The organism is Novosphingobium umbonatum (genome assembly GCF_004005905.1).
GTDB classification, from domain to species: Bacteria; Pseudomonadota; Alphaproteobacteria; order Sphingomonadales; family Sphingomonadaceae; genus Novosphingobium; species Novosphingobium umbonatum.
Map to the genome: position 1 here is coordinate 193,109 of NZ_SACO01000002.1, position 23,547 is coordinate 216,655.

At 62.9% G+C, this 23,547-nt stretch carries 18 protein-coding genes and 1 tRNA gene; 6 read left to right on the forward strand and 13 right to left on the reverse strand.

The features are described from left to right. Window positions 1-87 precede the first annotated feature (87 nt). Window positions 88-1,317, forward strand: a complete 1,230-nt coding sequence (locus EOE18_RS03220) for a class I SAM-dependent methyltransferase (RefSeq protein WP_127706176.1) — start codon at window positions 88-90, stop codon at window positions 1,315-1,317. 11 nt (window positions 1,318-1,328) lie between these two features. Beyond that, the gene (locus tag EOE18_RS03225; RefSeq protein WP_127706178.1) at window positions 1,329-1,691 is read left to right on the forward strand and encodes a hypothetical protein; all 363 of its coding nucleotides are present in this window, start codon (window positions 1,329-1,331) and stop codon (window positions 1,689-1,691) included. Window positions 1,692-1,745: 54 nt separating this feature from the next. Here the strand turns inward: EOE18_RS03225 and EOE18_RS03230 are convergent, their stop codons facing one another. The 6 genes from EOE18_RS03230 to EOE18_RS03255 all read right to left on the reverse strand — a co-directional run bounded on the left by EOE18_RS03230 (window position 1,746) and on the right by EOE18_RS03255 (window position 8,328). Further along, complete coding sequence (locus EOE18_RS03230; RefSeq protein ID WP_164852647.1) at window positions 1,746-2,636, reverse strand: alpha/beta hydrolase; 891 nt, start codon at window positions 2,634-2,636, stop codon at window positions 1,746-1,748. Next, window positions 2,633-3,025, reverse strand: coding sequence for a c-type cytochrome (locus tag EOE18_RS03235; RefSeq protein WP_181952997.1), 393 nt, complete (start codon window positions 3,023-3,025; stop codon window positions 2,633-2,635). Before EOE18_RS03235 ends, EOE18_RS03230 begins: the two co-directional genes overlap by 4 nt. Before the next feature lie 111 nt (window positions 3,026-3,136). Then, on the reverse strand, window positions 3,137-5,395 hold the full coding sequence (locus tag EOE18_RS03240) for a TonB-dependent receptor (RefSeq protein ID WP_127706180.1): 2,259 nt from the start codon (window positions 5,393-5,395) through the stop codon (window positions 3,137-3,139). After that, window positions 5,385-6,779: an MFS transporter gene (locus EOE18_RS03245; protein ID WP_127706182.1), complete on the reverse strand. Its 1,395-nt coding sequence runs from the start codon at window positions 6,777-6,779 to the stop codon at window positions 5,385-5,387. Before EOE18_RS03245 ends, EOE18_RS03240 begins: the two co-directional genes overlap by 11 nt. A 79-nt stretch (window positions 6,780-6,858) precedes the next feature. Beyond that, the gene (locus EOE18_RS03250; protein ID WP_127706184.1) at window positions 6,859-7,515 is read right to left on the reverse strand and encodes a hypothetical protein; all 657 of its coding nucleotides are present in this window, start codon (window positions 7,513-7,515) and stop codon (window positions 6,859-6,861) included. A gap of 3 nt (window positions 7,516-7,518) precedes the next feature. Further along, on the reverse strand, window positions 7,519-8,328 hold the full coding sequence (locus tag EOE18_RS03255) for an alpha/beta fold hydrolase (protein WP_164852648.1): 810 nt from the start codon (window positions 8,326-8,328) through the stop codon (window positions 7,519-7,521). A gap of 168 nt (window positions 8,329-8,496) precedes the next feature. On the opposite strand from EOE18_RS03255, the gene EOE18_RS03260 reads away from it, so the two are divergent. Continuing rightward, a complete protein-coding gene (locus EOE18_RS03260; protein ID WP_164852649.1) occupies window positions 8,497-9,738 on the forward strand; it encodes an MFS transporter in 1,242 nt (413 codons plus the stop codon). Here the strand turns inward: EOE18_RS03260 and EOE18_RS03265 are convergent. Together EOE18_RS03265 and EOE18_RS03270 are read right to left on the reverse strand one after the other, a co-directional pair. Beyond that, window positions 9,735-10,946, reverse strand: a complete 1,212-nt coding sequence (locus EOE18_RS03265; RefSeq protein ID WP_127706190.1) for an MFS transporter — start codon at window positions 10,944-10,946, stop codon at window positions 9,735-9,737. The two genes, EOE18_RS03260 and EOE18_RS03265, sit on opposite strands and share 4 nt — an antisense overlap. A gap of 91 nt (window positions 10,947-11,037) precedes the next feature. Then, window positions 11,038-12,507 (reverse strand): NAD-dependent succinate-semialdehyde dehydrogenase, encoded by a 1,470-nt coding sequence (locus tag EOE18_RS03270; protein WP_127706192.1) that lies wholly within the window; start codon window positions 12,505-12,507, stop codon window positions 11,038-11,040. A 235-nt stretch (window positions 12,508-12,742) separates the two neighbouring features. Here EOE18_RS03270 and EOE18_RS03275 point away from each other — a divergent pair. Beyond that, window positions 12,743-12,818, forward strand: a tRNA-Thr gene (locus EOE18_RS03275). Between the two features lie 77 nt (window positions 12,819-12,895). Here EOE18_RS03275 and EOE18_RS03280 read toward each other — a convergent pair. From EOE18_RS03280 to EOE18_RS03300, 5 genes are all read right to left on the reverse strand, one after another. Beyond that, window positions 12,896-13,654 carry a GntR family transcriptional regulator gene (locus EOE18_RS03280; RefSeq protein WP_127706194.1) on the reverse strand — a complete coding sequence of 253 codons (759 nt, stop codon included), beginning with the start codon at window positions 13,652-13,654 and terminating at the stop codon, window positions 12,896-12,898. A gap of 190 nt (window positions 13,655-13,844) precedes the next feature. Beyond that, the gene (nagE, locus tag EOE18_RS03285; RefSeq protein WP_181952998.1) at window positions 13,845-15,557 is read right to left on the reverse strand and encodes an N-acetylglucosamine-specific PTS transporter subunit IIBC; all 1,713 of its coding nucleotides are present in this window, start codon (window positions 15,555-15,557) and stop codon (window positions 13,845-13,847) included. Then, on the reverse strand, window positions 15,557-18,067 hold the full coding sequence (gene ptsP / locus EOE18_RS03290) for a phosphoenolpyruvate--protein phosphotransferase (RefSeq protein WP_246027236.1): 2,511 nt from the start codon (window positions 18,065-18,067) through the stop codon (window positions 15,557-15,559). The genes nagE and ptsP overlap by 1 nt, the downstream gene beginning before the upstream one ends. A 10-nt stretch (window positions 18,068-18,077) precedes the next feature. Beyond that, entirely contained in the window at window positions 18,078-19,232 is a 1,155-nt protein-coding gene (gene nagA / locus EOE18_RS03295; protein WP_127706196.1) for an N-acetylglucosamine-6-phosphate deacetylase, read from the reverse strand. Beyond that, window positions 19,229-20,254: an SIS domain-containing protein gene (locus EOE18_RS03300; protein ID WP_246027256.1), complete on the reverse strand. Its 1,026-nt coding sequence runs from the start codon at window positions 20,252-20,254 to the stop codon at window positions 19,229-19,231. The genes nagA and EOE18_RS03300 overlap by 4 nt, the downstream gene beginning before the upstream one ends. A gap of 93 nt (window positions 20,255-20,347) precedes the next feature. Between EOE18_RS03300 and EOE18_RS03305 the strand changes: the two genes are divergently transcribed. Next, a complete protein-coding gene (locus EOE18_RS03305) occupies window positions 20,348-20,632 on the forward strand; it encodes a hypothetical protein (RefSeq protein WP_220445962.1) in 285 nt (94 codons plus the stop codon). Between the two features lie 122 nt (window positions 20,633-20,754). Continuing rightward, entirely contained in the window at window positions 20,755-23,463 is a 2,709-nt protein-coding gene (locus tag EOE18_RS03310) for a TonB-dependent receptor (RefSeq protein WP_127706202.1), read from the forward strand. Window positions 23,464-23,547: the final 84 nt, after the last annotated feature.

The window sequence follows — 23,547 nt, forward strand, 5'->3', positions numbered from 1 at the left end:
ACGGATAGGCAAGCCCCCGCACCCTTGCCATCCGCCTTTGCGCAACCCATGCCTAGTGCCACAAGATCCGTTCCATGGAGTCGAGCCATGCTCAACACATTCCAGCAAGCGAGCCACCAGATTCTGCCCCAGGCCACCGCCGATGAAGCGGCCCGTCAGGAGTTCGCCAAGAGCTTCAAGGGCTTTATCCAGAGCACGCTGCTCCCCGGCCTGACGCCGGTCTACAATACCCGCGTGGCCAAGGCTTTTGAAAAAGAACATGGCCGCGCGCCGCAAGACCGCCGCGACATCCGTTCGGGCATGGTCAAGGATTTCTACTTCCAGCATTATGCCGCATCCAACCGCATCGCACAGGAATTGCTGTGGGAATCGGTGAATGTCTCGGTCGATCGCCAATTGCCCGAATTGATCGAGCGCGCCCGCGAGCTTTCCGCCAGCACCAAGGCCAAGCTGGTAATCCCCGAGGATTTTGTCCCCCCACGCTATGTCACCGCCTTTGACATTCACTGCATGCCCGGCGGCTATTGCAGCGAAGTGACCAAGGATGACGTGGCGGTCGGCGCGCTTTATGATCGCGGCGTCTTCCTCTATTCGATGGGCTATACCGGCCCCAACAATGACGACATGGGCCGCAGCGTCTGCAACTATCTGCGCCGCCATGCGCCCGATTTCAAACCGCGCCGCATTCTGGATATGGGCTGCACCGTGGGTCACTCCACCCTGCCCTACAAGGAATATTTCCCCGATGCCGAAATCTGGGGCATCGATGTGGGCGCGCCTTGCGTGCGCTATGCCCATGCCCGCGCGGCAGGCTTTGGTCTGGAAGTCAATTTCGCGGCGATGAATGCGGAAGAAACCACTTTCGAAGACGGCTATTTCGATCTGGTGGTCAGCCATATCCTGCTGCATGAAACCAGCGGCAAGGCCATGCCCCGCGTGTTTGCCGAAGCCCATCGCGTGCTGGCGCCGGGCGGCATGATGATCCATGCCGACTTGCCCCCGTTTGACCTGATGGACCCGTTCACCCAGTTCATTCTGGACAACGAGACATGGTACAATAACGAGCCCTTCTGGGGCGCGATGCGCGACATGGACCAGATCGCTCTGGCCGAAAAGGTCGGCTTTGACCGCAGCGCGGTGAAGTTTGATACCGCCCCGATGGCGGTGATGGAATTTGCCGCCGCCGCCGAAGGGTACAGCCAACAGGCCGCCGAGGATGTGGCCGAACGTGACTTTACCGCTGGCGAATTTGCCCCCGGCGGTGGCTGGGAAGTGCTGATCGCGCGCAAGGCCGAAGCTGCAGCTCTGGCTGCTTGAGAGGAAGATAGATGTTCGAGACCACTGAACGCCCCCATGTGATCCGCGATGCGCGTGGCAAGCGCCCGCAATTCTATGAGGAAGCCGGGCTGGATACGGCCATGTCGATGATCCTCGTGCTGGCCAGCGAGCTTTCCACCCTGCGCGACCGTCTGGACAGCGCGGAACGCGTGGCGAAGCTGAATGGCATGGATCTGGCCGCGGGAATCGAGGCGCTGGAACTGGATCAGGCAGCGCTCGAAGAGCGTGAGGCCCGCCGTCAGGACTTCCTTGCCCGCCTGTATTATCTGGCGCGCAAGGATGCGCAGGAAGCCTCCGAAGCCGAAACCGCCGAGGGTTTCAAGGCCACGATCGAGGAAATCGCGCAGGGTTGATTCCCTCCAGCGCCACACAAAAGGAAAGGGGGGAGCTTGGCGGCTCCCCCCTTTTTATTTCCGCATCAAACGAACCGGCAAATCTCCGCCCACTTGTTTGTCCAGCAAGGCCAGCGCCCTGCCATCCCCCCGCCCGTAAGCGGCAATGAACAGGCCAAGGACGCGGTTGGCATCCTCCATGCCCTTGGTGGCCAAAGGCCCCTTCTGCTGCGGATCACAGATCAGCCCGCCGAAATAATGGCTGACATCCGACAGGACCAGACCATAGCGATGGCCACCTGCTTGCGCCGCTTCATAGGCGTCGAGATGGGCCTGCCACCCGTCGATCTTCATCCCCGGCATCACGTCCAGCGTGCCGGTCTGCACCAGCGCGGGCACGGACAGCTTGCCATAGCCTTCACGCGTGATCAGCACCGGAATGGCGGGCGGGGGCGACAGGGCGATCACCGCCTTGGCCTTGCCATCGCTCTGCGGCCCGCTCCAACCCTTGGGCGCGACGCTTTGCGCGCCACCCATCACCAGAGCGGTCAACCCGCCATAGGAATGGCCCATGGCAACATAGGGCTTGTGGCCGATATGCGCGGTAAGCGCGGCCATATCCTCCAACCGCGCCTGCCACGAGGCAAGGCCGGCAAACTTGGCCGTATCGGGATGCAACCGCGAATCCACATGCAAAGGCGCCAGAATGCGCCAGCCCGCCGCGACCAAGGGCCAGATCACCGGCCCGTAAAATTGCGGCGCCGATGCCGCGCCATGGCTGAACAGCACCGTGCCCACCACAGGCCCAACCGGCGCGAATTCGCTGATCTCCACTGCGCGGCCTGCGCTGGTGGCAATCGTGAACTTGCGCATGGCCGGAGCGGCGGCCCATGCAGGAACCACCGCCCCAAGGCTCAAGCCCGCCGCGCCGAGAGCAAAGCCTCTACGCGAGAAGGATAGGCTCACGGCTTGACCGTCTTGAGATAGGCGATCACCGCCTTGCGATCCTCTGCCTTGGGCAGACCGGGGAACAGCATGGTCGTGCCGGGCACCAGCTTGGCAGGGCCGGTCAGCCACTGGTCCAGACTGGCCTCGGTCCAGGTAATGCCCGCCTTGGTCATGGCTGGCGAATATTTATAGCTGGCCACCGAAGCCGACTTGCGCCCGACAATACCGGCCAGATGCGGGCCAACCTTGGCCCCGCCATTGGCGGTTACCGCATGGCAGGCCGCGCATTGCAGGAACAACAGCTTGCCACGCACCGCCGGATCGGCCTGCGCCTGCGCTTGCACAGCGCCCAGCCCAGCCATCGCACCCAAAGCCACAGCGGCCAGTTTTAGGCGAGAGATACCCATGATCAAAAACTCCTCTGCATATCCGCCATGTTACGCCCGACGGCAGGCCATTCATCACAAAGGCGCGGTGAACGCGGGCTGAAATCCCCCCTCCACCGCGCCGGAACCGCGTTACATCTTGTAGGTAAAGGTCACGCGCCAAGTACGGGGATCACCCATATAGCGCGGACGCACCACCGAGAAGCCAAAGCCCGTGGTCCAATAGATCTGGTTGGTCAGGTTCTTGCCCGTCAAGCGCAGCGACCAATTGTCCTTGGAGTAACCCATATAGCCATTGACCAAAGTGGTGGCGGGCACATGGCCGATATAGAGATTGTCGGGCGTGGAATAATAATCCGAACGCGCGTTGACATTGCCGCCAAGGCTGAACTCCCCGCCAGCCAGCGGGATGGAGGCGTCATAGCCTGCCGTCACCTGATGCTTGAACACATTGGTCATGGCATTGCCGATATAGCTGCTGACGCCCGCCAGCGTGGCCGAGGAGGCCTTGTATTTGCTGTCATTGACCGTGCCATTGACCCACAAGGTCAGGCCCTCGACCGGCTTGACCGAGAGTTCGGCCTCCACGCCCTTGTGATCGGCGGCATAGTTCTGGGTGATGAACGAGCCGGTGCTGGTCACGCTCTGCTGTTGCAGGCTGGCATAATCGTTGAAGAAGGCCGAGATGTTGAGCTTGGCCTTGCGGTCGAGGAACTCGGTCTTGAGGCCCAGTTCATAGGCTTTCATCTTTTGCGGATCATAGGGCGAATTGAGCGCGGTGGCCGTGCTGGCCAGACCATTGTAACCGCCCGCCTTGAACCCTTCGGAGAAGCTGAGATAGGCCAGCACCCGCTGCGTGATCTGGTAATCCAGCCCCAGCTTGGGCAGGAAGGTGCCCCAGCTATCCTTGCGGTTGACCGCCGTGCCGCTGATCGTGGCGTTGAGGGTTTTGTCATCCTGCGTATAGCGCCCGCCCGCCGAGAAGGTCAGCTTGGGGCTAATATGCCAGCCCAGCTGGCCAAAGGCGGCATAGCTGGTGGTTTCAATGTTGAAGACCGTGGTGCTGGGCGCAAAGAAGATTTTGGAATTGACCGTCTGCGCGCCGGTTTCGCGGAAGAAATAGAGCCCGCCGACATAGGTCAGCTTGTCGCCCAACAGGCTGCCATGCAGCTGCAATTCCTGGCTGAACGAGGAATTGTGCAAGGATGCATTGCGTTCAAACAGCGAGGTGTAACCGGCAAGGGGCACACCCACAGCCGACCATGCCACGCCGCCTGAAAAATCCTGCGCCCAATTGTCGCGCAAATGGCTCCATCCGCTGATCGAGGTCAGCTTGGCATTCTCGCCCAGATCGGCCTCGATGTTGAGATTGGCGCCATATTGCACCACCTTTGTATAGCTTTCCGAGGGGCTTAACACAGTGCGATAGCTGCCCGAGGTGGGCTGCACCGTCTGATAACCATTGCCCGCATAGGTCGGGCTGAGCGCCACCGGAAAAAGGCCCGAACCATCAAGGTTGGAATAAAAGCCCGACAGGCGCGCGGTCAGGCCACTGCCGACATAGGCCAGATCGGCCTTGGTGCCGAAATAATCCTCGCCGCCCACTTTCTTGCCCAAAGTGGCATTATACTGGATGCCGCCATCACGCCCGCGATAGAGCGCCGACAGGCCCGCCCGCCATTTGCCATCGGCCGACAGCGGGGCATTGCCCACCACCTTGGCCTGACGCTCGGCCCAGCTGCCCGTGGCCAGTTCCAGCTTCAGGCCCGCCTTGTCCGAAGGCATGCGGCTGACAATCTTGAGCGCGCCCGCCGAGGAATTGCGGCCATAGAGCGTGCCCTGTGGCCCACGCAGCACTTCAATCCGCTCCACGTCCAGCAGGTCGATGAAGGAAGCCGCCGCGCGGGGCTGATAGACATCGTCAATATAGATGCCCACTTCCGGCTCGGAGGTGATATTGGCGCCATCGGTTACGCCGCCGCCGCGGATAAAGGGCGTGATCCCCGCCGAGCCGCCCGACACCGTGCGGATCTGCACATTGGGGGCGATCTGGCTGATGTCCTTCACATTGTTGATCTGCTGCTTGGCGATAGTATCGGCGCTGATCGCGGTCACGGCCACAGGCACTTTCTGAACCGTCGAAGCCGTGCGCGTAGCCGTCACCACAATATCACCGGGCACGGCAGGGGCCGCCTCATCGGCCAAAACCGGCGTGGCCACCAGCGCGGCGCTGGCCAGTAAAAAGGCTTTTCCAAGGACCTTGGTCATAATCTCGTAACTCCCCGCTGTCTTTTGCAATGCACCATGGGGAAGTTGTGGATTGCCCCCTGCCCACACCACGCCGCCGCGCGGTTTGGCCGCTGTGCGGGCAGGCAGGGCTTCAGGCGGCATCAGACAGGGCGGCTTGGGTTCCTTGCTCGACCACCGGCAGGCGATAGCGGCTAAAGATCAGCAGGGCGATCAACTGCATGCCCGCCGGAATCGCGCTATACAGCAGGACAATACCCTGAATCGCATGCGGGCTTTGCGCCCCTGCACCGCCGGTCGACGCTTCGAAGCCAAAGCCGCTCATCACAAGGCCCGCAATCACCGGTCCCATGGCAAAGGCCAGCTTTTCCAGCGCCGAGAACAGGCCCGCAAACACGCCCTCATTGGCCACGCCCGCGATGCGGCGCTGGTAATCCACCGTATCGGTCATCATCGACAGGGCCAGCAGGATGAAGCCGCCATTGACCACGCCAATCACCACCGCACGCACCAGCACCAGCACATGCTGGCTGGACAAAGCCTGACCGCCGGGCAGATGGGCGATCACATCGCTGGAGGGCGAGAGGAACAGCCATGTCACCGTCACCCCAGCCCAGATAGCCGAAGCCAGCACATAGGCGCGCGGCTTGCCGATCCGGCGCGGCAGCCACAGCCAGAGCGGTTGGGCAGCAAGGCTGGCCGCCGACATGCACAGGATGAACACCGGAATAAGCCAGATCGCCTGCACCGCATAAAGGAAGACAAAGCCGATCACCGTATAGCTGGCCGCCTGCCCCACGTTGGAGACAAAGCTGGTGATGAGCAAAGTCACAAAAGGCTTGTTGGCCAGCACGGGCTTGACCTGCTGCCACAGGCTGCCCTCCACCGCGCCCGCCATGATCAGCGGCACACGGCGCAACCCGCTGGCGGTGGTCAGCATGGAGGCAAGGCAAATCGCGCCGAGCACCAAACTCATGCCATGCCAGCCGGAAGAACCGCCGCCGAAATGCTCGATCAAAGGCTGGGCCACGCCCACGCCGATCAGCACGCCGAAAGTGGCAAAGAACATGCGCAGCACCATGATGCGGGTGCGTTGATGCGCGTCATGGGAAAGCTCTGCCGCAATCGCCAGATAGGGCACCGAATAGATGCTGAAAGCGGTGGAGGCGAGGAAGAACAGCCCGCAAACCGCCGCCGCCGCCATCCATGGCGAGGGATAGGATGTCTTGGCAAACAAAGCCACAAAGCCCAAGGCCGTGCCAACAGCCCCGCCGATCAGGAAAGGCGTCCGCCCATAAAGCGCCTTCATCCGGTCCGACCATGCCCCCACCAAGGGATCGCACAGGATCAGCCACAATTTGGGCACCAGCACCACCAGACCCGCCAGCCATGGCGGCACGCCCAGCATGGTGGTCATGAACAAAGGCAGCAGCACAGCGGGCGTATCGCGGAACACCTGCGCGCCCAACTGGCCAATGCCATAGCGCAGCACGACCGAGGTCGGCACGGTTTGGTGGGTGGATGTCATCGGGGGCTCCTGAAGGCGGGTGATGGCTTTGGCGTGAGACGGGCGCTTGGCCCATAAGCGATTATGCGAAGGCAAAGCGTCAAAGCGGCCCCTCCTGCCATTGGGTCAATTCAAACCATGCAGGGACCAGCGCCCAGCGCATCAACAGGAACAACCCGTCCCCTGCACGCACCCACAGGTCCGCCGGTGGCCAATCCCGCCGCCAGCGCAGCCGGTAATGCCAAGCCTCAAACGCGCCTGCCGCTACGGTGATCGCAGCTTGGCCCATATAGGCGACATCGATCTGCATCGCCTGCGCGGCCAGATCCTGTTCGCCATTGGGGGAAATGGAATTGGTGACAGCGGCAATGGCGCGATATTCGCCCGCCGCATCCTGCCCCCTTTGATGGATGATCAAGGCATCGCCCGACAGGGGATGCAGCCCCAGATAGGGCAAGGGTTCCTCCATAGGCAGGAAAGTATCCCCCGCCCGCACGCCCAGCTCGCCCACATCAAAACGCATCAGGTTTTGCGCGCCATCCTGCCAGATGCGGCACTGGCCATCGGTAGGGCGCCAATCCGCGCCCATGCCGATGGACACCTCGCGCATCAGGCCAATGTCATCCATGACACACAGGGCGCGCAGCAAGCGGCACCCCTGTCCGGCGATCAGATCGAACCATTCATGGCCGGTTTCGCCCCCCGCCGCATCGCGATAGGCAATCCTGCCGCGCAGATGGGAGGAAAGCGCGGCCATGGCTCAGGCCAGACCTTGCAGATAGGTGATGATCGCCTGCGCCCATTCCTGCGGCGCCTGATCGCAAATGTCGATCCCGCCGCCCTCTACCTCGGCAAAGGCGAAATGGGGGAACATCTCGCGCGCCTGCAAGGCCCAGGGGTGGGTCTGGTCGCCAGTGTTGGTCAGCAGCATGGTGGGCACGCTCAGGCGGGCCAAAGGCTCTTCATGCCGATAGGCAAAGGCGGCGGCATGGCCATACCAATAGGCGCCCAAGCGATAGGCCTGCATCGCCTGCACCACATAATCGGTCATGCGTTCAGGATCGATCGTGCCATTGGCCAGCCAGTCGCGGATTTTCACCACATGGACAAAATGCGCGCCTTCCGGTCCGGCGGCAAAGGCCTTTTCCCGACCGCAAATATCATCGGTTAAAGCCTGACGCTCGTCCTCGGGCATGATCATCGGGCCGTGGATGATCAGGGCCTCCACCCGTTCAGGCGCGGCCAGTGCAAATTCGGTGCCCACCAAAGCGCCGGTATGATGGCCCGCCACCGCCGCCTTTTCCACGCCCAGAGCATCCAGCACCGGCGCCACGCATCGCGCATAATCGGCAATGGCGGGCGGATTGGCGGGCGCGTCGGACAGGCCAAAGCCGGGCATATCAATCGCGATGGGGCGGAAACCAGCCTCCACCAGCGGCGCGAACACATTGTCAAACTGCCCGCTGGCCATAATCGCCTGATGCAAGAGCACCAAGGGGCGGCCTTCGCCGGCACTCTGGAAATGGATCTGGCCAAAGGGACCATCGGCATAGACACGGCGCAGGCGCATCGGGGGCATCTCTCGCTATCATTTCGACCGGCATCAAACTGGCGCAAGCCATAGGGCCAGACATGGGCGGGAGGCAAACTATCCGCTGTGCGGAGGCAAGAGGCTGGCAGATTGCCTGTTGTGCCCCGCAATGCGCCAATGGCGGCTTCTGTTTTGTCAGGGCCGCCCATGAACCAAGCGCTATCACCGTCCGCAACCGAAGAATTCCGCCGTGGCTGGGGCACGATTCTGGCCTCTGTGCTGGGCATAGGCCTGGGCATGGCGGCGGTGCCCACCTATTCGATGGGCCTGTTCGCGCCCCATCTGGCCAAAGCCTTTGGTTGGTCGATCGGGCAAATCATGACCAGCATGATGGTCATCACCATGATGTCGCTGATCGGCGGGCCGCTCTATGGCGCATGGGCGGAGAAAATCGGCGTGCGGCGCATCGTGCTGGTGGCGCTTCCGGTCTGGGGGCTGGGCTTTGCCTCGCTGGCCCTGTCCGATGGCTCGCTCACGCGGTTTTACCTGACATGGCTGGTGGTGGGCGCGGTGGGCGCGGCCACTTTGCCGATCACTTTCACCCGCGCGGTCAATCGCGGCTTTGACAAGGCCAAGGGGCTGGCGCTGGGTCTGTCCATGACCGGCACCGGCCTGTTCGGCATTTTCGGCAAGCCTTTGCTGGCATGGGTGCTGGCCGCCTATGGCTGGCGCATGGGCTTTATCGTGCTGGGCATGATGCCGGTGCTGGTGGCGACGCCTCTGGTGGCGCTGCTGCTGCGCGAGGAGAAAGGCACATCGCCTGCTGCGCCCGTCGCAGAATTGATCGAACGCCCCGGCATGACCGTGCCCCAAGCCCTGCGCGACTGGCGCTTCTGGCTGATCGCGGTGGCTTTGGTGCCCATTTCCTTTGCGCTGGGCGGGCCGGTGCCCAATCTGGAGCTGATCCTGAAAGATGGCGGCATCACGCCCGAACAGGCTTTGACCATCACGCCCTTAATGGGCCTTGCCTCGATCATGGGGCGTTTGGTGGGCGGCTGGTTGCTCGACCGCGTGTGGGCGCCGCTGGTGGGCACGGTGCTGTTGTCCGCCCCGGCCATCAGCTTCTGGTATTTCAGCAGCGGCACGCTGGATGTGGCCCAAGCCCGCGCCGCCGTCTTTGTCCTCAGCTTTGCGCTGGGCATTGAATATGATCTGGTGGCCTTTCTGGTGGCCCGCTATTTCGGGCTGAAGCGTTATAGCGCGATCTATGGCCTGCTTTATGTGTGCTTTGCGGCGGGCGCGGGCTTTGCCCCCATGGTGTTTGGGCGCAACCACGATGCCAGCGGCAATTTCCATGGCATACTGATGCAATGCGCGGGCGTGCTGGTGGTGTCCTCGCTCGCCTTTCTGGCCCTGGGCAAATATCGCAGGTTCGAGGCGGAGGCTTAATCCTCCGCCACCGCCTGACGGTATGGCCCCAGCGCCAGCACCATCCCCACCACAGCCACCAGCCCCAATGCCGACAGGGTGAGCGCCAGATTGTAATTGCCGCTGGCATCCACCGTCTGTCCCACGGCCAAGGGGCCGAAAGCCGCGCCAAGGCAGAAAGCGCCCAGAATAATGCCATAGGTGGCGCCGTAATTCTTCATCGCGGCATAGCGGCTGGTGAAGAAGGCCAACATATCGACCTCTGCCCCGGCGGCCAGACCCAGCATCACCGCCGCAGGCACCACCGGCCCGCCCAGCCCCAACAGCAGGCAGGAACCAATCGGCATGGCCAGAAACACCGCCGCCACAAAAGGCGCGTGGAACCGGTCAAACATCCAGCCCACCACCACGCGCGAGGCGATCACCGCAAGGCCGACGCTGGCCGCCACATTGGCCGCCGCAGCCGGTTGCATCCCTCGGTCCACCAGCATCGGCACCAGATGGATAATCAGCCCCGCCACAATCACGCCCAGCAAGATGCCGACGACCAGCAACAGCCAGATCGCGCGATTGCCTTCAAACCGGCCCTTGGGCTTGGTATCCAGATCTATCTGCCTGGGCCCACGCGGCAGCAACAGGCACAAAGGCACACCCACCAAAGCGGAAGCCGCCGCCATCACCATCGCGCCATAACGCCAGCCATGCTCGGCAAAGATGCGGCCCAGCAAAGCGGGCGCCAAAGCCGCCGCCAGCCCCGTGCCCACCAGCATCAGGCCCAAGGCCAGCCCGCGCGCTGCATCGAACCTTTGCAACACCACCCGCGCCCAGACCGCAGGCGTGGTGCCGCAACCGGCCAAGGACACCAGCAACCACAGGCCATACCATTGCGGCACCGACCCGCCCGTATGCGCCCCCGATTGCGATAGTGCCAGCATGGCCAGAGGCATGGCGATAAAAGAGGTAAGCGCGATTGTCCTCACCCCGATCCGGTCCGACAGGCGACCAACCAGCGGTGCGGACAGGAAAATGCCCAATTGCTGAAACGTGGCCGCGCCCGATACCGCGCCGCGGCTCCAGCCGAATTCGGCCTGAAGCGGTTTGACGAAGAGGCCCAGCGAGTAAAAGCCGATGCCCATCGTGCCAAATCCCACGGCCAGCGCCGCCAGAACCAGAATGGGCCAATGTTGGGCGAGTTCGGCGCGCGCGCGCGGAGTGTTATGGGCAGACATGGGTAAAGACTGCCCGCAAGCCACGCGGCTTGCAATGCGCAAGCAAGCGCTATCCGTCAGGCAGACAGTCTGAGATCAGTCCCTTGACGCCTCAGGCCTGCACGGCCTGACACACCATTTTCAGCTCCAGATAATCATCCATGCCATAGGCCGAGCCTTCACGGCCCAGACCCGATTGCTTCACGCCGCCAAAGGGCGCCACTTCGGTGGAGATAAGGCCGGTGTTCAGCCCCACCATCCCGTAATGCAGCGCCTCGGGCACGCGCCATGCGCGGTCAATGTCGCGGGTGAACACATAGGCGGCAAGGCCCGCATCGGTGTCATTGGCGATGGCAATGGCTTCTTCCTCGGTTTCAAACCGCACAAGGCCGGCGAGCGGGCCGAAAGTTTCCTCGCGGCACAAAAGCGCATCGCGCGGCACATCGCGCAAAACCGTGGGGGCAAAGAAATGGCCCTGCTCCGCGCCTGCGGGCGACACCGTATCCCCGCCGGTCAGCACACTGGCGCCATGGGCCAGAGCATCAGCCACATGGGCCTGCACCTTGGCCACCGCACGGCCATCGATCAAAGGCCCTTGGTCAAAGGCGCCATCCAGCCCCGAACCGACCGACAAGGCGCCCACCTTGGCCGACAGGGCGTTGGCAAAGGCATCGTAAATACCCGATTGGACCAGAAGGCGGTTTGCACAAACGCAGGTCTGGCCAGCGTTGCGGAATTTCGAGGCCATGGCCCCTTCGACCGCCGCATCCAGATCGGCATCGTCAAACACAATCAAAGGCGCATTGCCGCCCAGTTCCAGACTGACCCTTTTGACCGTATCCATGCAACGCGCGGCCAGCTTCTTGCCCACGGCGGTCGAGCCGGTGAAGGTGAATTTGGCAATGCGCTTATCGCCGGTCAGCACGTCGCCAATCGGCGCGGCATCGCCTGTCAACACGCTGAGCAGACCCGCCGGAACGCCCGCCTCCTGCGCCAGCACCGCCAGAGCCAAGGCCGATAAAGGCGTGAGTTCGGAAGGCTTGATGATAATGGCGCAGCCCGCCGCCAGCGCGGGGCCAGCCTTGCGGGTAATCATCGCCAGCGGGAAATTCCATGGGGTGATGGCCGCCACGATCCCCACCGGCTCTTTGCGCACCAGAATGCGACGGTCTGCAGCATGAGGGGTCAGAACATCGCCGGTGACACGGCGGGCTTCCTCGGCAAACCATTCCAGAAAGCTGGCAGCATAGGCCACCTCGCCGCGCGCCTCGGCCAAAGGCTTGCCCTGTTCGGCGGTCATGATGCGCGCCAGATCCTCCTGATGCGCGATCATCAACTCGCCCCAACGGCGCAGCACCGCCCCGCGCGCCTTGCCCGTCAACCGCGCCCAAGCTTTCTGGGCAGGCACCGCAGCCTCCACCGCCGCCAGCGCCGCATCCGCGCCCAGATTGGGCACATGGGCCAACAAGGCACCCGTGGCCGGATTGGTGACAGCCAGTTTCGCCACTGCCCCCACCCATTCGCCAGCCACAAAAGCCGCCTCACGCAAGAGGGCGGGATGTTCGAGCGTCAAGTTGGCCATCACTGCTTGTCCTTGTTCCAGCCTGCAAAAAGGCGCATCTGTTTAGGCCATAGGCCATAGCGAACCACAAGCCCCAGCCCCCATGCCCGCGCTGCGGATAGGCTCCCGGATTGCTTGCGCATGCTCTGACCGGGAGGACTTGATGCGCCTTGCAAATTTCATGGCGGCTTCGTCACTTTTGCGCTTGTCATCCCCGATACCACCGGCTAAGGGCGCGTCTCGCCCAAGATGGCGCGCCGCTTTAGCTCAGTCGGTAGAGCACATCATTCGTAATGATGGGGCCAGGTGTTCGAATCACCTAAGCGGCACCACCTTCCTAAAGACATCGCAAGCACCCTCCCCCACCGCATAGGGTGGGGGCGAGATTCTCGCCGTCCCCTCACACCCCTCACCCCTGGCTCAATTCCGCCACCAGATCATAGGCATCGCCGCGGTAATAGCATTGCGCGACCTCGATCACGCGATCGTCGGGCAGGAAAGCGCGGCGGTCGATGAACAGGCAGGGGTCGCCCTCGGCCACGCCCAGCAATTCGGCCTGTTTGGCGCTGAAACCCACCGCGCGTACCCTCTGCAACACGCGGACGGGGCGATAGCCGCGCAGGTCCAGCGCTTCATACAACGATTCCTCCACCGCATCGGCCGAAGGCAGGCCCCACGCAGGCACCACCACATGCTCGAAAGCCATGGTCTCGCCATCGGCATAGCGGATGCGTTGGAAACGATAGACCGGTGATCCGGGCGACAGGCCCAGCGAGAGCGCCTCGTCGGGCGTCACCATACCCTCGCTGCGGTCCAGCCAACGGCTAGCCGGCTTGCGCCCGCGCGAGAGCATGTCTTCGGAAAAGGAGGAGAGTTTGGAAATGCTCTTTTCCACCCGCCCTCTTTCGGCAGGCGCAGGACCAGCGACAAAGGTTCCCGCCCCCTTGCGGCGTTCCAACAGGCCATCATCAACCAATTGATCAATCGCCTTGCGGATGGTCACCCGCGACAGGGCATATAGGTCGCCCAATTCGCGCTCGCTGGGCAAGGCGCTGCCCAAGGCCAAGCGGCGGCCTTCGATCGCGCTGCGCAGCAATTTCTGCAAACGGAGATAGCGCGGCCCTGCCTCGTCCTCATCGAGCACACCGACCTGATCGATAAAGGCCATAAATCTCCCTTGGAACGCCTTGATAGCGCTCTACCTGCGCGTTTTGCTGACAGGACAAAGCGGTTCCTGTCAATCGCCAAGGCAGGAAATAGCTATTTGCAAAGAATGCACAAGCAAGTCGGGGCCGACAGGGCTGTTAAAAACCCTGTCTGGCCCCTCCTCCTGCGTCCGCGATTGAAGGTGCGGATGCCTATTGCCAAGCGGCCAAAGTTTCGGGCGCGAAAAGCAAATGCCACTGGCCTGCATTCTGCCATGCGCCGCGCAGGCCATGGGCCTTTAACGCGGCCAGATCGGGCTCTGCGTCACATTCCACCACCAGACGGCTATGGCCAAGCCATACTTTGGCCGTAACCGGCATAGACTGTTGTATAAATTCAGGCAGCTTTTGGCGCTCCACCGCCTGCAAACCGATCGTCTCAGCCGCCAAAGGCTTGGGCGCGGCAACCGCCACCGGCCCCTTGGCCATGGCACGGCTGATCTCGCTGGCCACACTATCGGCCTGCGGGCCAAGGATCACCTGCAAGCCCTGCGCCGAGGGGCGGATCAAGCCGCGCGCACCCAAAGCCTTCAGCGCCGCCTCACTCACCGCCGCCTGATCGCCCACCACCAGCCGCAGCCGCGTGGTGCAGGCGCCCACTTCCAGCAGATTGCCCGCCCCGCCCAGCGCCGCCACAAAAGCCGCGCCGCGCTCCTGCTCGCCTTCAACAGTAGGGGCCACATCATCCGCTTCACGGCCCGGTGTTTTCAGGTCCAGCTTCACAATGGCCAAGCGGAACACCGCATAATAGACCGCAAAATAGGCCAGCCCCACTGGCACCAGCAGCAGAGGCCGCGTCGCCTTGGCATAATTGAGCACAAAGTCGAACAGGCCCGCCGAAAAACCAAAGCCCAGATGCACATCCAACGCCGCCATCAAGGCCATGCTCACACCGGTCAGCACCGCATGCAGCGCATAAAGCGCGGGCGCGAGGAACATGAAGCTGAACTCGATCGGCTCGGTCACGCCGGTCAGGAAGCTGGTCGCAGCAAGACTGGCCAACATACCGCCCGCCTCACGCCGCTTTTCGGGCCGCGCGCTGCGATACATGGCAAGGCAGGCCGCAGGCAGGCCAAACATCATGACCGGAAAAAAGCCGCTCATAAAGGCGCCAGCATGGGGATCACCGGCAAAGAAGCGGCGCAGGTCACCTGTTGCGCCATGGTAATCGCCCAGCACAAACCACGCGATATTGTTCAGAATATGATGCAGCCCCGTCACCAGCAGCAGGCGGTTGAGCAGACCATAGACAAACAATCCAAACCCGCCGCTGGCCAAAGCCGCGCGCGAGGCGGCATCGACACCGGCATTGATCGCCTCATGGCTAAAGCCCACCAAAGCCGCCAGCAACACGCCGCAAGCCCCCGCCACAATCGGCACAAAGCGCTTGCCGCCAAAGAAGGCGAGGAAATCGGGCGGGCGGAAGCCGGAGAAGCGGTTATAACCCTGCCCGCCGACAATGCCGGAAATAATGCCCAAAGGCACAGCCACACGGCCGATCTGCCCCTGTTTCCACGCCGCCTGCATCGCCGCCTTGGCTGCATCGGCAAGGCCGACGCCCACATCGGCAGGCACCTTCAGCAGCGCCTTGGCCCCTTCGCTGGCCACCAGAAAACACACCACGCCCGCCAGAGGCGCCGCGCCATTGCCATCGCGGGCAAAACCGGTGGCCACGCCAATGGCAAACAACAGGCCCAGATTGGAGAACATCGCCTCGCCCGCCGCGCTGACGAAAGGCAGGCCCAGCAGGTCGGGCTGGCCAAGGCGCAGCAGCAGCGCCGCCACCGGCAGCACCGCAATCGGCAGCATCAGCGCGCGACCAAGGCTTTGCAGCCCCTGCGCCATGGTTTTGGCCAGATCACTCATTATGCTTGCCCCCCGATAAAGGCCGCTGCCAGGCGGCGCACATCGCCAGCACTCGCCGCCTGCAACACTTGGGCCCCCAGAGCCTCGCAATCGGCAAGGTTCAGACTGCGCACCAAGGCCTTGATCTCCGCCACCATGGCCGGAGCCGCCGAAAGTTCGCGCACACCCAGCCCGATCAGGATCGGCACCGCCAAAGGATCGGAAGCCAAGCCGCCGCAAACGCCCACCCATTTGCCCTGCGCCGCCCCGCCACGGCAGGTCTGCGCAATCAGGCGCAGCACCGCCGGGTCCAGCCCGTCCAGCCCTGCCGCCACCGCCGGATTGCCGCGATCCATGGCCAGCGTATATTGCGTCAAATCATTGGTGCCGATGGAAAGAAACGCGCATTCCGCCGCCAGAGCATCGGCCATCACCGCCGCCGCCGGCGTTTCCACCATCACGCCCAGATCGGGCAAAGCCACACCCAAAGCTTCCGCCTCGGCCTGCGCCACGGCCTGCAGCGCGCGCAATTCCTCCACCCGCGCCACCATCGGCGCCATGATCTTTACCTTGCGCCCCACCGAAGCGCGCAAAATGGCGCGCAATTGGGTGGACAGAACATCGGGCCTCGCCAGACCAACCCGCAGGCCACGCAGGCCCATGGCGGGGTTTTCCTCCGGCGCGATGGGCAGATAGGGCGCAGGCTTGTCCCCGCCTATGTCGAGCAGGCGGATGATCAGCGGGCGGCCTTCCAGTGCATCGGCAATGGCGCCATATTGCGCAGCCTGCTCATCCTCGTCGGGCGCGCTCTGGCGGTCGAGGAACAGGAATTCGGTGCGCAGCAAGCCACAGCCTTCCGCGCCATTCGCCACCGCAGGCGCGGCATCGCCCAGCTTGCCCAGATTGGCAAAGACCTCGATCCGCGTGCCGTCACTGGTGCGCCCTTCCTCGCCCGCCATGGCCAGAGCAGCAGCGCGGCGCTTGGCGCGGGCGGCGATCAAACCTTCCACCGCCGCGATACGCAGCCCATCCGGTGCCACTTCCAGCGCCGCGCCATCGGCGTCCAGCACCAGATCCGCGCCTTGCTCGATGCTCAACACACCCTCGCCCAGTGCCACCACGGCAGGCAGACCGCGACTGGCCGCGATAATCGCCACATGCGAGGTTGGCCCGCCCTTGGCCGTGGCCAGACCCACCACGCGGGTCAGATCCAGCGCGGCCACTTCGGATGGCATCAAATCCTCGGCAATCAGGATCGCGCCTTCTGGCGGGACGGGCGCTTCCGGCTGACCGCCACACAATTGCCATTGCAGGCGCAGTTCCAGATCGAGCAGGTCCCCCGCCCTTTCCGCAAAGCGCGGATCGGGCAAGGCGCGCAGGGCTTCTGCCTCGGCCCACATGACTTTGCGCCACGCCATCGCCGCACTGGCGCCTTCGGCCATAGCGTCCCGCACGCGGGCGAGCAGGTCTTCATCCTCCAGCAAGGCCAGATGGGCGGCCAAAATCGCCTGCTGCTGCGCGCTGCCTTGGCTGGCCTGCGCCGCCAGATCAGCGCGCAGAGCGGTGAGAGCTGCATCAAACTGCGATTGTTCCACCACCGCACCGGCGCTGACCTGCGCCAAACTCGGCTCTGGGCGCTGCATCGGCCACGCGCGGCCAATCGCTATGCCGGTGGCCGCCATCACCCCGCGCAAAACATCGCCCGCCTGCGGAGCCTTAGCTGCCATAACAGGCGCGGTCACGACAGGCGCCGCCTCGCTCACTGCGCGATATTCGCCCATACCGCTTTCGATCAGCGCGACCAGAGCAGCCAGAGCCTGCTCGGCCTGCGCGCCTTGCGCGGTTAACTCGATCGTATCGCCATGGCCCACACCCAATCGCAACATCGCGCTGGGGCTGGTGATGGCCGCGCTTTGGCCACGGATCTGCACCGTCACCCGCGCCTCAAACTCCCGCGCACAGGCGGCCAGTTTGGCGCTGGGGCGGGCATGCAGCCCATGCGCCAGCGGCACGCGCAATTCTTGGGCGAACACCAGCCCTGCGCTTTCAAGCGACACCTCTGCCGCCATGCCGCCGCTCAACCGGCCCAGCACATCGCCCTTGGCCACCAGACCCTGCTCCAGCGCGGGCTGCCAATCCCAGCCCTGCGCCTCGATCAGGATCATCGGCATGATCAGGCTCTTGGCCCGCGCCGCCACAGCATTCACATCCACGCGCAGCAAGGGATCGCCCGAGGCCACCTGCTGCCCCGCCTGCACCAGCGGGGTAAAGCCAGCCCCGCCCAAACGCACCGTTTCCAGCCCGAAATGCAGCAACAACTCCAGCCCTTCGGCCAGACGCAAAGTCACCGCATGGCCCGCCGCATGGACCGAGATCACCTCGCCCGCAGCAGGCGCGCAAACCACATCGCCCAGCGGGTCCAGCGCCAGCCCCGCGCCGAGCAAGCCGCTGGCAAAGGCCTCGTCGGGCACTTGGGCCAGGGGGCAGATCCAGCCATCCATCGGCGCGATCAGATCGAGATGCCGGTCCATATTGCCTCTTTTACTCGCTGGCCGCGCTGTAACGGCAAGTGCCGCCAATCCATGTCTGCTGCACCGCCATCTCTGCGTCCAGCACCACAAAATCCGCCGCCTGCCCCACGGCCAGACGCCCCATATGCTCCGCCAAGCCCAGATAGGCCGCAGGCGTGGCCGAAGCCATGGCGGACACTTGCGCCACCGGCAGGCCGGTCATCGCCAAAGTGTTGCGCAAGGCGCTGGCCATATCCAGCCCCGATCCGGCCAGAGTGCCCGCCGCATCGGTGCATTTGCCATCGCGCACATAGATCGGGCGGCCATCCAGCATGAAAGGCTGCCCGCCATTGCCCACACCGGGCATGGCATCGGTCACCAGCATCAGCCGGTCAGCGCCCTTCACGCGGCAGGCCAGACGCACCGCCGCAGGGGCGACATGCACACCATCGACAATCAAGCCGCAAAACACATCATCACGGTCCAGCGCCGCACCCACCACGCCGGGGGCACGATGCTGCAAAGGGGTCATGGCGTTGAACAGATGGGTCACGCCGGTAATGCCATGGTCGAAACCATGCAGAGCCTGTTCATAGCTGGCATTGGTATGGCCCGCGCTCAACACCACGCCTGCCGCTGCCAAGGCGGCAATCTGCTCGGCGCTGGCCAGTTCGGGCGCCAGCGTCAGCATCACCACCCCGCGCCTTTTGGCGGTCAACAGGGCGATGGTGGCATCATCCAGCAGGCGCAGGCGCTCCTCGCTATGGATGCCTTTGCGCGCGGGGTTGATGAAGGGGCCTTCAATATGTACGCCCACCACACCCGCCACGCCCTGCGCGATGGCATCATCCACCGCGTCCAGCGCCGCCGCCACAGCCTCCACCGAATCGCTGATCAACGTGGGCATCAGTGCGGTGGTGCCAAATTGCGCATGGGCTGCGGCAATCGCCGCCACGCCCGCCGCGCTGGGCTGGTCGTTAAACAGCACCCCGCCGCCGCCATTGACCTGCGTATCGACAAAACCGGGCAACAGCCAGCCACCCTTCAGGTCGATCACTTGGTCGGCAGGCTGCGCGGTAACATCTTCCACCGCCACCAGCTTGCCATCCTCGATCACCAACCTTGCCGAGGCGCGCAGCTCTCCCCCGATCAGGGCGAGGCCATTTTGAATATCGAGCGCCATCATCGCGTACGGGTCACCTTGGCAAGATAGGGAGGTTGGTCGGGATCATGCCCGCGCGCCTGCGCCAAAGTGTTAGCCATGCGATAGAAGCTGGCAATCATCAACAACGGCGACAATTCATCACGCACAGGCAATGCGGGCAACAGGGTTACGCCTTCGGGCGCGGTGCCTTGCGCATCGGCCAGCCAGACCTTGGCGCCGCGCATGGCAAATTCGCCCGCAATGGCGCGCACATCATCGCCGGTGGCATCGCCGCCCGCAAAGGCCAGCACGGGGAAATTCTCGCGCACCACCGCCATCGGGCCATGGCGCACTTCGGCGGCGCTGAAAGCCTCGCCATGCAGGGCGGAGGTTTCCTTCAGCTTCAGCGCAGCCTCCTGCGCAATGGCCAGACCATAGCCACGGCCGATGATGAACAGATTGGCCACATCCACCAGCCCGCCGATCAAGGGCGTCCAGTCCTGCGTAAAGGCGGCGTCGAGCTGTACGGGCAGTGCTTCCAGATCGCGGGTAAGGCCCGCATCGCCACTCCAGGCCGCCACCAGCGCGGCAATGCCTGCCAGCGAGGTAATATAGGATTTGGTCGCCGCCACCGAACGTTCCTCACCCGCATGCAAAGGTAGGGTGAAATCGGCCATCTGCGCCAGGGGCGAGCTTTCATCATTGACCAGCGCCACCACGGTCGCGCCGCTGGCCTGTTGGCGTTCTACCGTGGCCAGCATATCGGGGCTGCGGCCCGATTGCGAAATGGCAAGGCACAGTACGCCCGCCCCATCCCGATGCGCCACCGGCGAATCATAGACCGACACGGTGGAGAAAGCAGCCGAAGCCGTAGGCAGGCCCAGCTTGGTCTCGATCATATATTTGGCATAGGTGGCCGCATGGTCGGACGAGCCACGCGCACAGGTGATCACCAAAGCGGGCGGGCGCTGCGCCAGATGATCGGCCAGCCGGTCCAGTTCGGCGCGGTTATGCGCCATGAAGCGGCCCACGGCGGCGCCTGCCTCGGCGGCCTCGGCGTACATAAGGGTGGATTTCAGCCTCTGCCCATGATCAAGCGTCGGAGATGTCACAAAAAGATCCTGCCTTTGCGCCACAGGGCATGGCCCCATGGCGTGATGATGCCGGATGACCGGCAAGTGATATTTAATTGGTATTATTTTATGCCAGACCACTTTGCAACAGCTTTTGTCATCCTTCGCAATTTGGCGTATGCCTTTGCGGCCGCCACCATGGGTTCAGGCAGACCAATGGCGAGTCGGAAAATCGAAGAAACTCCCGCAAAATCATGCCATTCAGCAGGATTCAGAAGATGCGGCAGCGCCAACCCCGCCCGCCACCGCAACCAAACCCGTCAAATTGGCAATACCAAAATAGACGGATGTGTCATTAAAATGACTTGACAGATTTCTCCTTCCAACGGATTTCTGCCAACCGAACGAGGGGCGATATGGTACCAGCCGACGACACCTCGCGTTTTGGACCTTTCGGTTCAGGGATCAACACCACTCTTGAGGGGGGTTTTATGTCGACCTTGCGCAACACATTTGCGTTTCCGATTTCGCGCGGCGCCAAACTGGCCATGCTGACCACCTGCGCCGCCAGCGCGTTGATGGGCACCGCCCATGCCCAGACGCAGGCTCCGGCGGCCAGCAATGACACCGCTGGCGATATTGTCGTCACCGGCTTCCGCTCCAGCCTCAAGTCCGCGCTGGATGCCAAGCGCAAGGACCCGCGCATTTCCGACGGCATTTCCTCCGAAGACATCGGCAAGTTCCCGTCCGAAAACATCACCGAATCGATCCAGCGCATCCCCGGCGTGCAGATGTCCAACATCAACGGTCGCGGTTCGACGATCAGCATCCGTGGCCTTGGTCCGCAATATGCGATGACCACCATCAACGGCCAGACGATCAAGAGCGCCGACTTCACCGACGGTTTCCGCTTTGACATCATCCAGACCGAACTGGCCAGCGCCATTCAGGTCATCAAGTCGCCCACGGCGGACATGGATGCCGGCGGCCTGTCGGGCACTGTGAACATCGAAACCACCAAGCCGCTCGATTACCACCACCGCCAGATCGTTCTGTCGGCCAAGGCGCAGAATTCCAACTATGCCGGTGGCAAGGTCACGCCAAAGCTGGGCCTGAGCTATGTCGACCAGCTGGCTGATGGCAAGCTGGGCGTTTACCTGAACCTTGGCTATCAAAAGCTGCAGGACCGCGCCGACTATGTCTGGATGGACCGCTGGACCACGCAGAGCATCAATGGCGTTTCCACCCTGACCCCGCGCCGTCCGCGCTATCGCCGGATCGACCGCGAAACCGAACGCCTGATGGCCAGCGGCGGCATCCAGTGGAAGCCCACCGACAGCCTCGAAATCGGTCTGAACGCGATCTATGCCAAGGACAAGACCACCTATGACGTGAACCAGCAGGTGTTCCTGTTCAACACCGCGCGCATCACGGTCAATTCCTCGGCCAATGGTGCGGCCACCAATGTGACCGCCACCAATTTCACCATGGAAAACAACCGCCAGCACGAAGACCGCAATCTGGCCACCCAGCTTTACACTTTGTCGGCCAAATGGCGCGGCGAGAATGGCTGGAGCGCGCGCGCCATTGCCAATTACTCGAAGGGCACCGCCTATCAGCGTGAAGCGGCGGCCATTCTGGGCGTGACCATTTCCAGCGCCACGCTGGACATGAGCAACCCCGATGCCATCACTTTCAACGTGGCACAGAACCTCAACTCCACGGCTCTGTACGCGCCCAGCACGTTGACGCGTAACGAATATCCCAATGGCGCCACCCGCAACATGCGCACCGATGAAAAGTCGCTGCAGGGTGATGTGTACAAGGATATCGACTTTGGTCCCTTCACCAAATTGTCGGCCGGTGCGAAATATCGCCATGAAACCTTCAACCGCCATGTGTCGCGTCATGACCTGATCGCGCTGGGTTCGGCCCAGCCTGCCGCTTCCAGCAGCATCTTCCCCGCCATGGCCACCACCAGCTATGCGGTGACCGGCTTCATGAACGGCATGTCGGGTATCCAGACCGCCTGGGTTGGCGCCGATCTGGCCGCCTATGACAAGGCATTGGCCGCAGCCGGTATCGTGGTGCCCGAAATCTTCGCGCCCGAAGCCTCCTATCACGTCGACCGCTATATGGCCTCGGCCTATGGCATGGCCACGATCGATACCGAAGTCAGCGGCATGCCCCTGCGCGGCAATGTGGGCCTGCGTTACGAACATAGCTCGCAGACCGTGCGCGGCAATGTGACCGCCGCTCGCACCGACAGCTACACCGAAGTGCAGAACAAGATCGGCGATTATGCGCAAGGCCAGAAATATGGCAACTGGCTGCCCAGCATGAACCTGGTGCTGGAACCGGCCAAGGCGGTGCAGGTGCGTCTGGCCGCGGCCAAGGTGCTGGTGCGTCCGATCATGGATAGCAACACCTCGATGGCGCAGACTTCCTCCTCCTCGGTCAGCGGCGGTGTGCGCACCTATACCGTCGATCTGGGTCAGGGCGGCCTGAAGGCTTTGACCGCCAACCAAATCGATCTGGGCGCCGAATGGTATTATGAACGCTCCAGCGCCATTGCCATCAACGGCTTCTACAAGTGGATCAAGAACGGCACCTATAGCTCGCTGGTCTGCCCCTCCTCGTTCAACGGCGTGGCGCTGAGCTACAATTCCTCGATCAACGAATGTGTCGGTTCCGATGGTGCCTATTATGACATCACCAAGACCAGCAACGACCCCAGCACGATCAAGGTGAAGGGCTATGAAATCAGCCTCAACCACTCGTTCGACAAGATGCTGCCGGTCAAGGGCTTTGGCCTGATCGCCAACTATACCCGCGTGATCCCGCAGAAGCTGGCCGTGGGCACGGGCTACACCATCCGCAACCTGTCGAAGGTGACGTGGAACGTGACGCCTTATTGGGAAAACAGCCTGTTCTCGTTCCGCGCCTCGGTCAACTATCGCAGCGCCTATGACCAGAACAGCGCGGACAGCTTCTTTGCCCGCGAAGGCCACACGGTAAAGGCCCGCACGCAGGTTGACCTGAGCGCTGGCTTCACCCCCAACGCCCATCTCAGCTTTACCGCTGGCATCATCAACCTGAACAACAGCCGCGAAAAGGCCACCTACACCGGCACCTCGGTATGGCAGGAAAGCAGCTATTACGGCCGCAGCTACTATGCCTCGGCTTCCTATAAGTTCTAATCCCCTACCCTGACTGTCCGGCAAGGGGCGGTGATGCACAGGTCTTTGGCCAGAGCATCACCCTCCCTTGCCGGATTTTTTGTG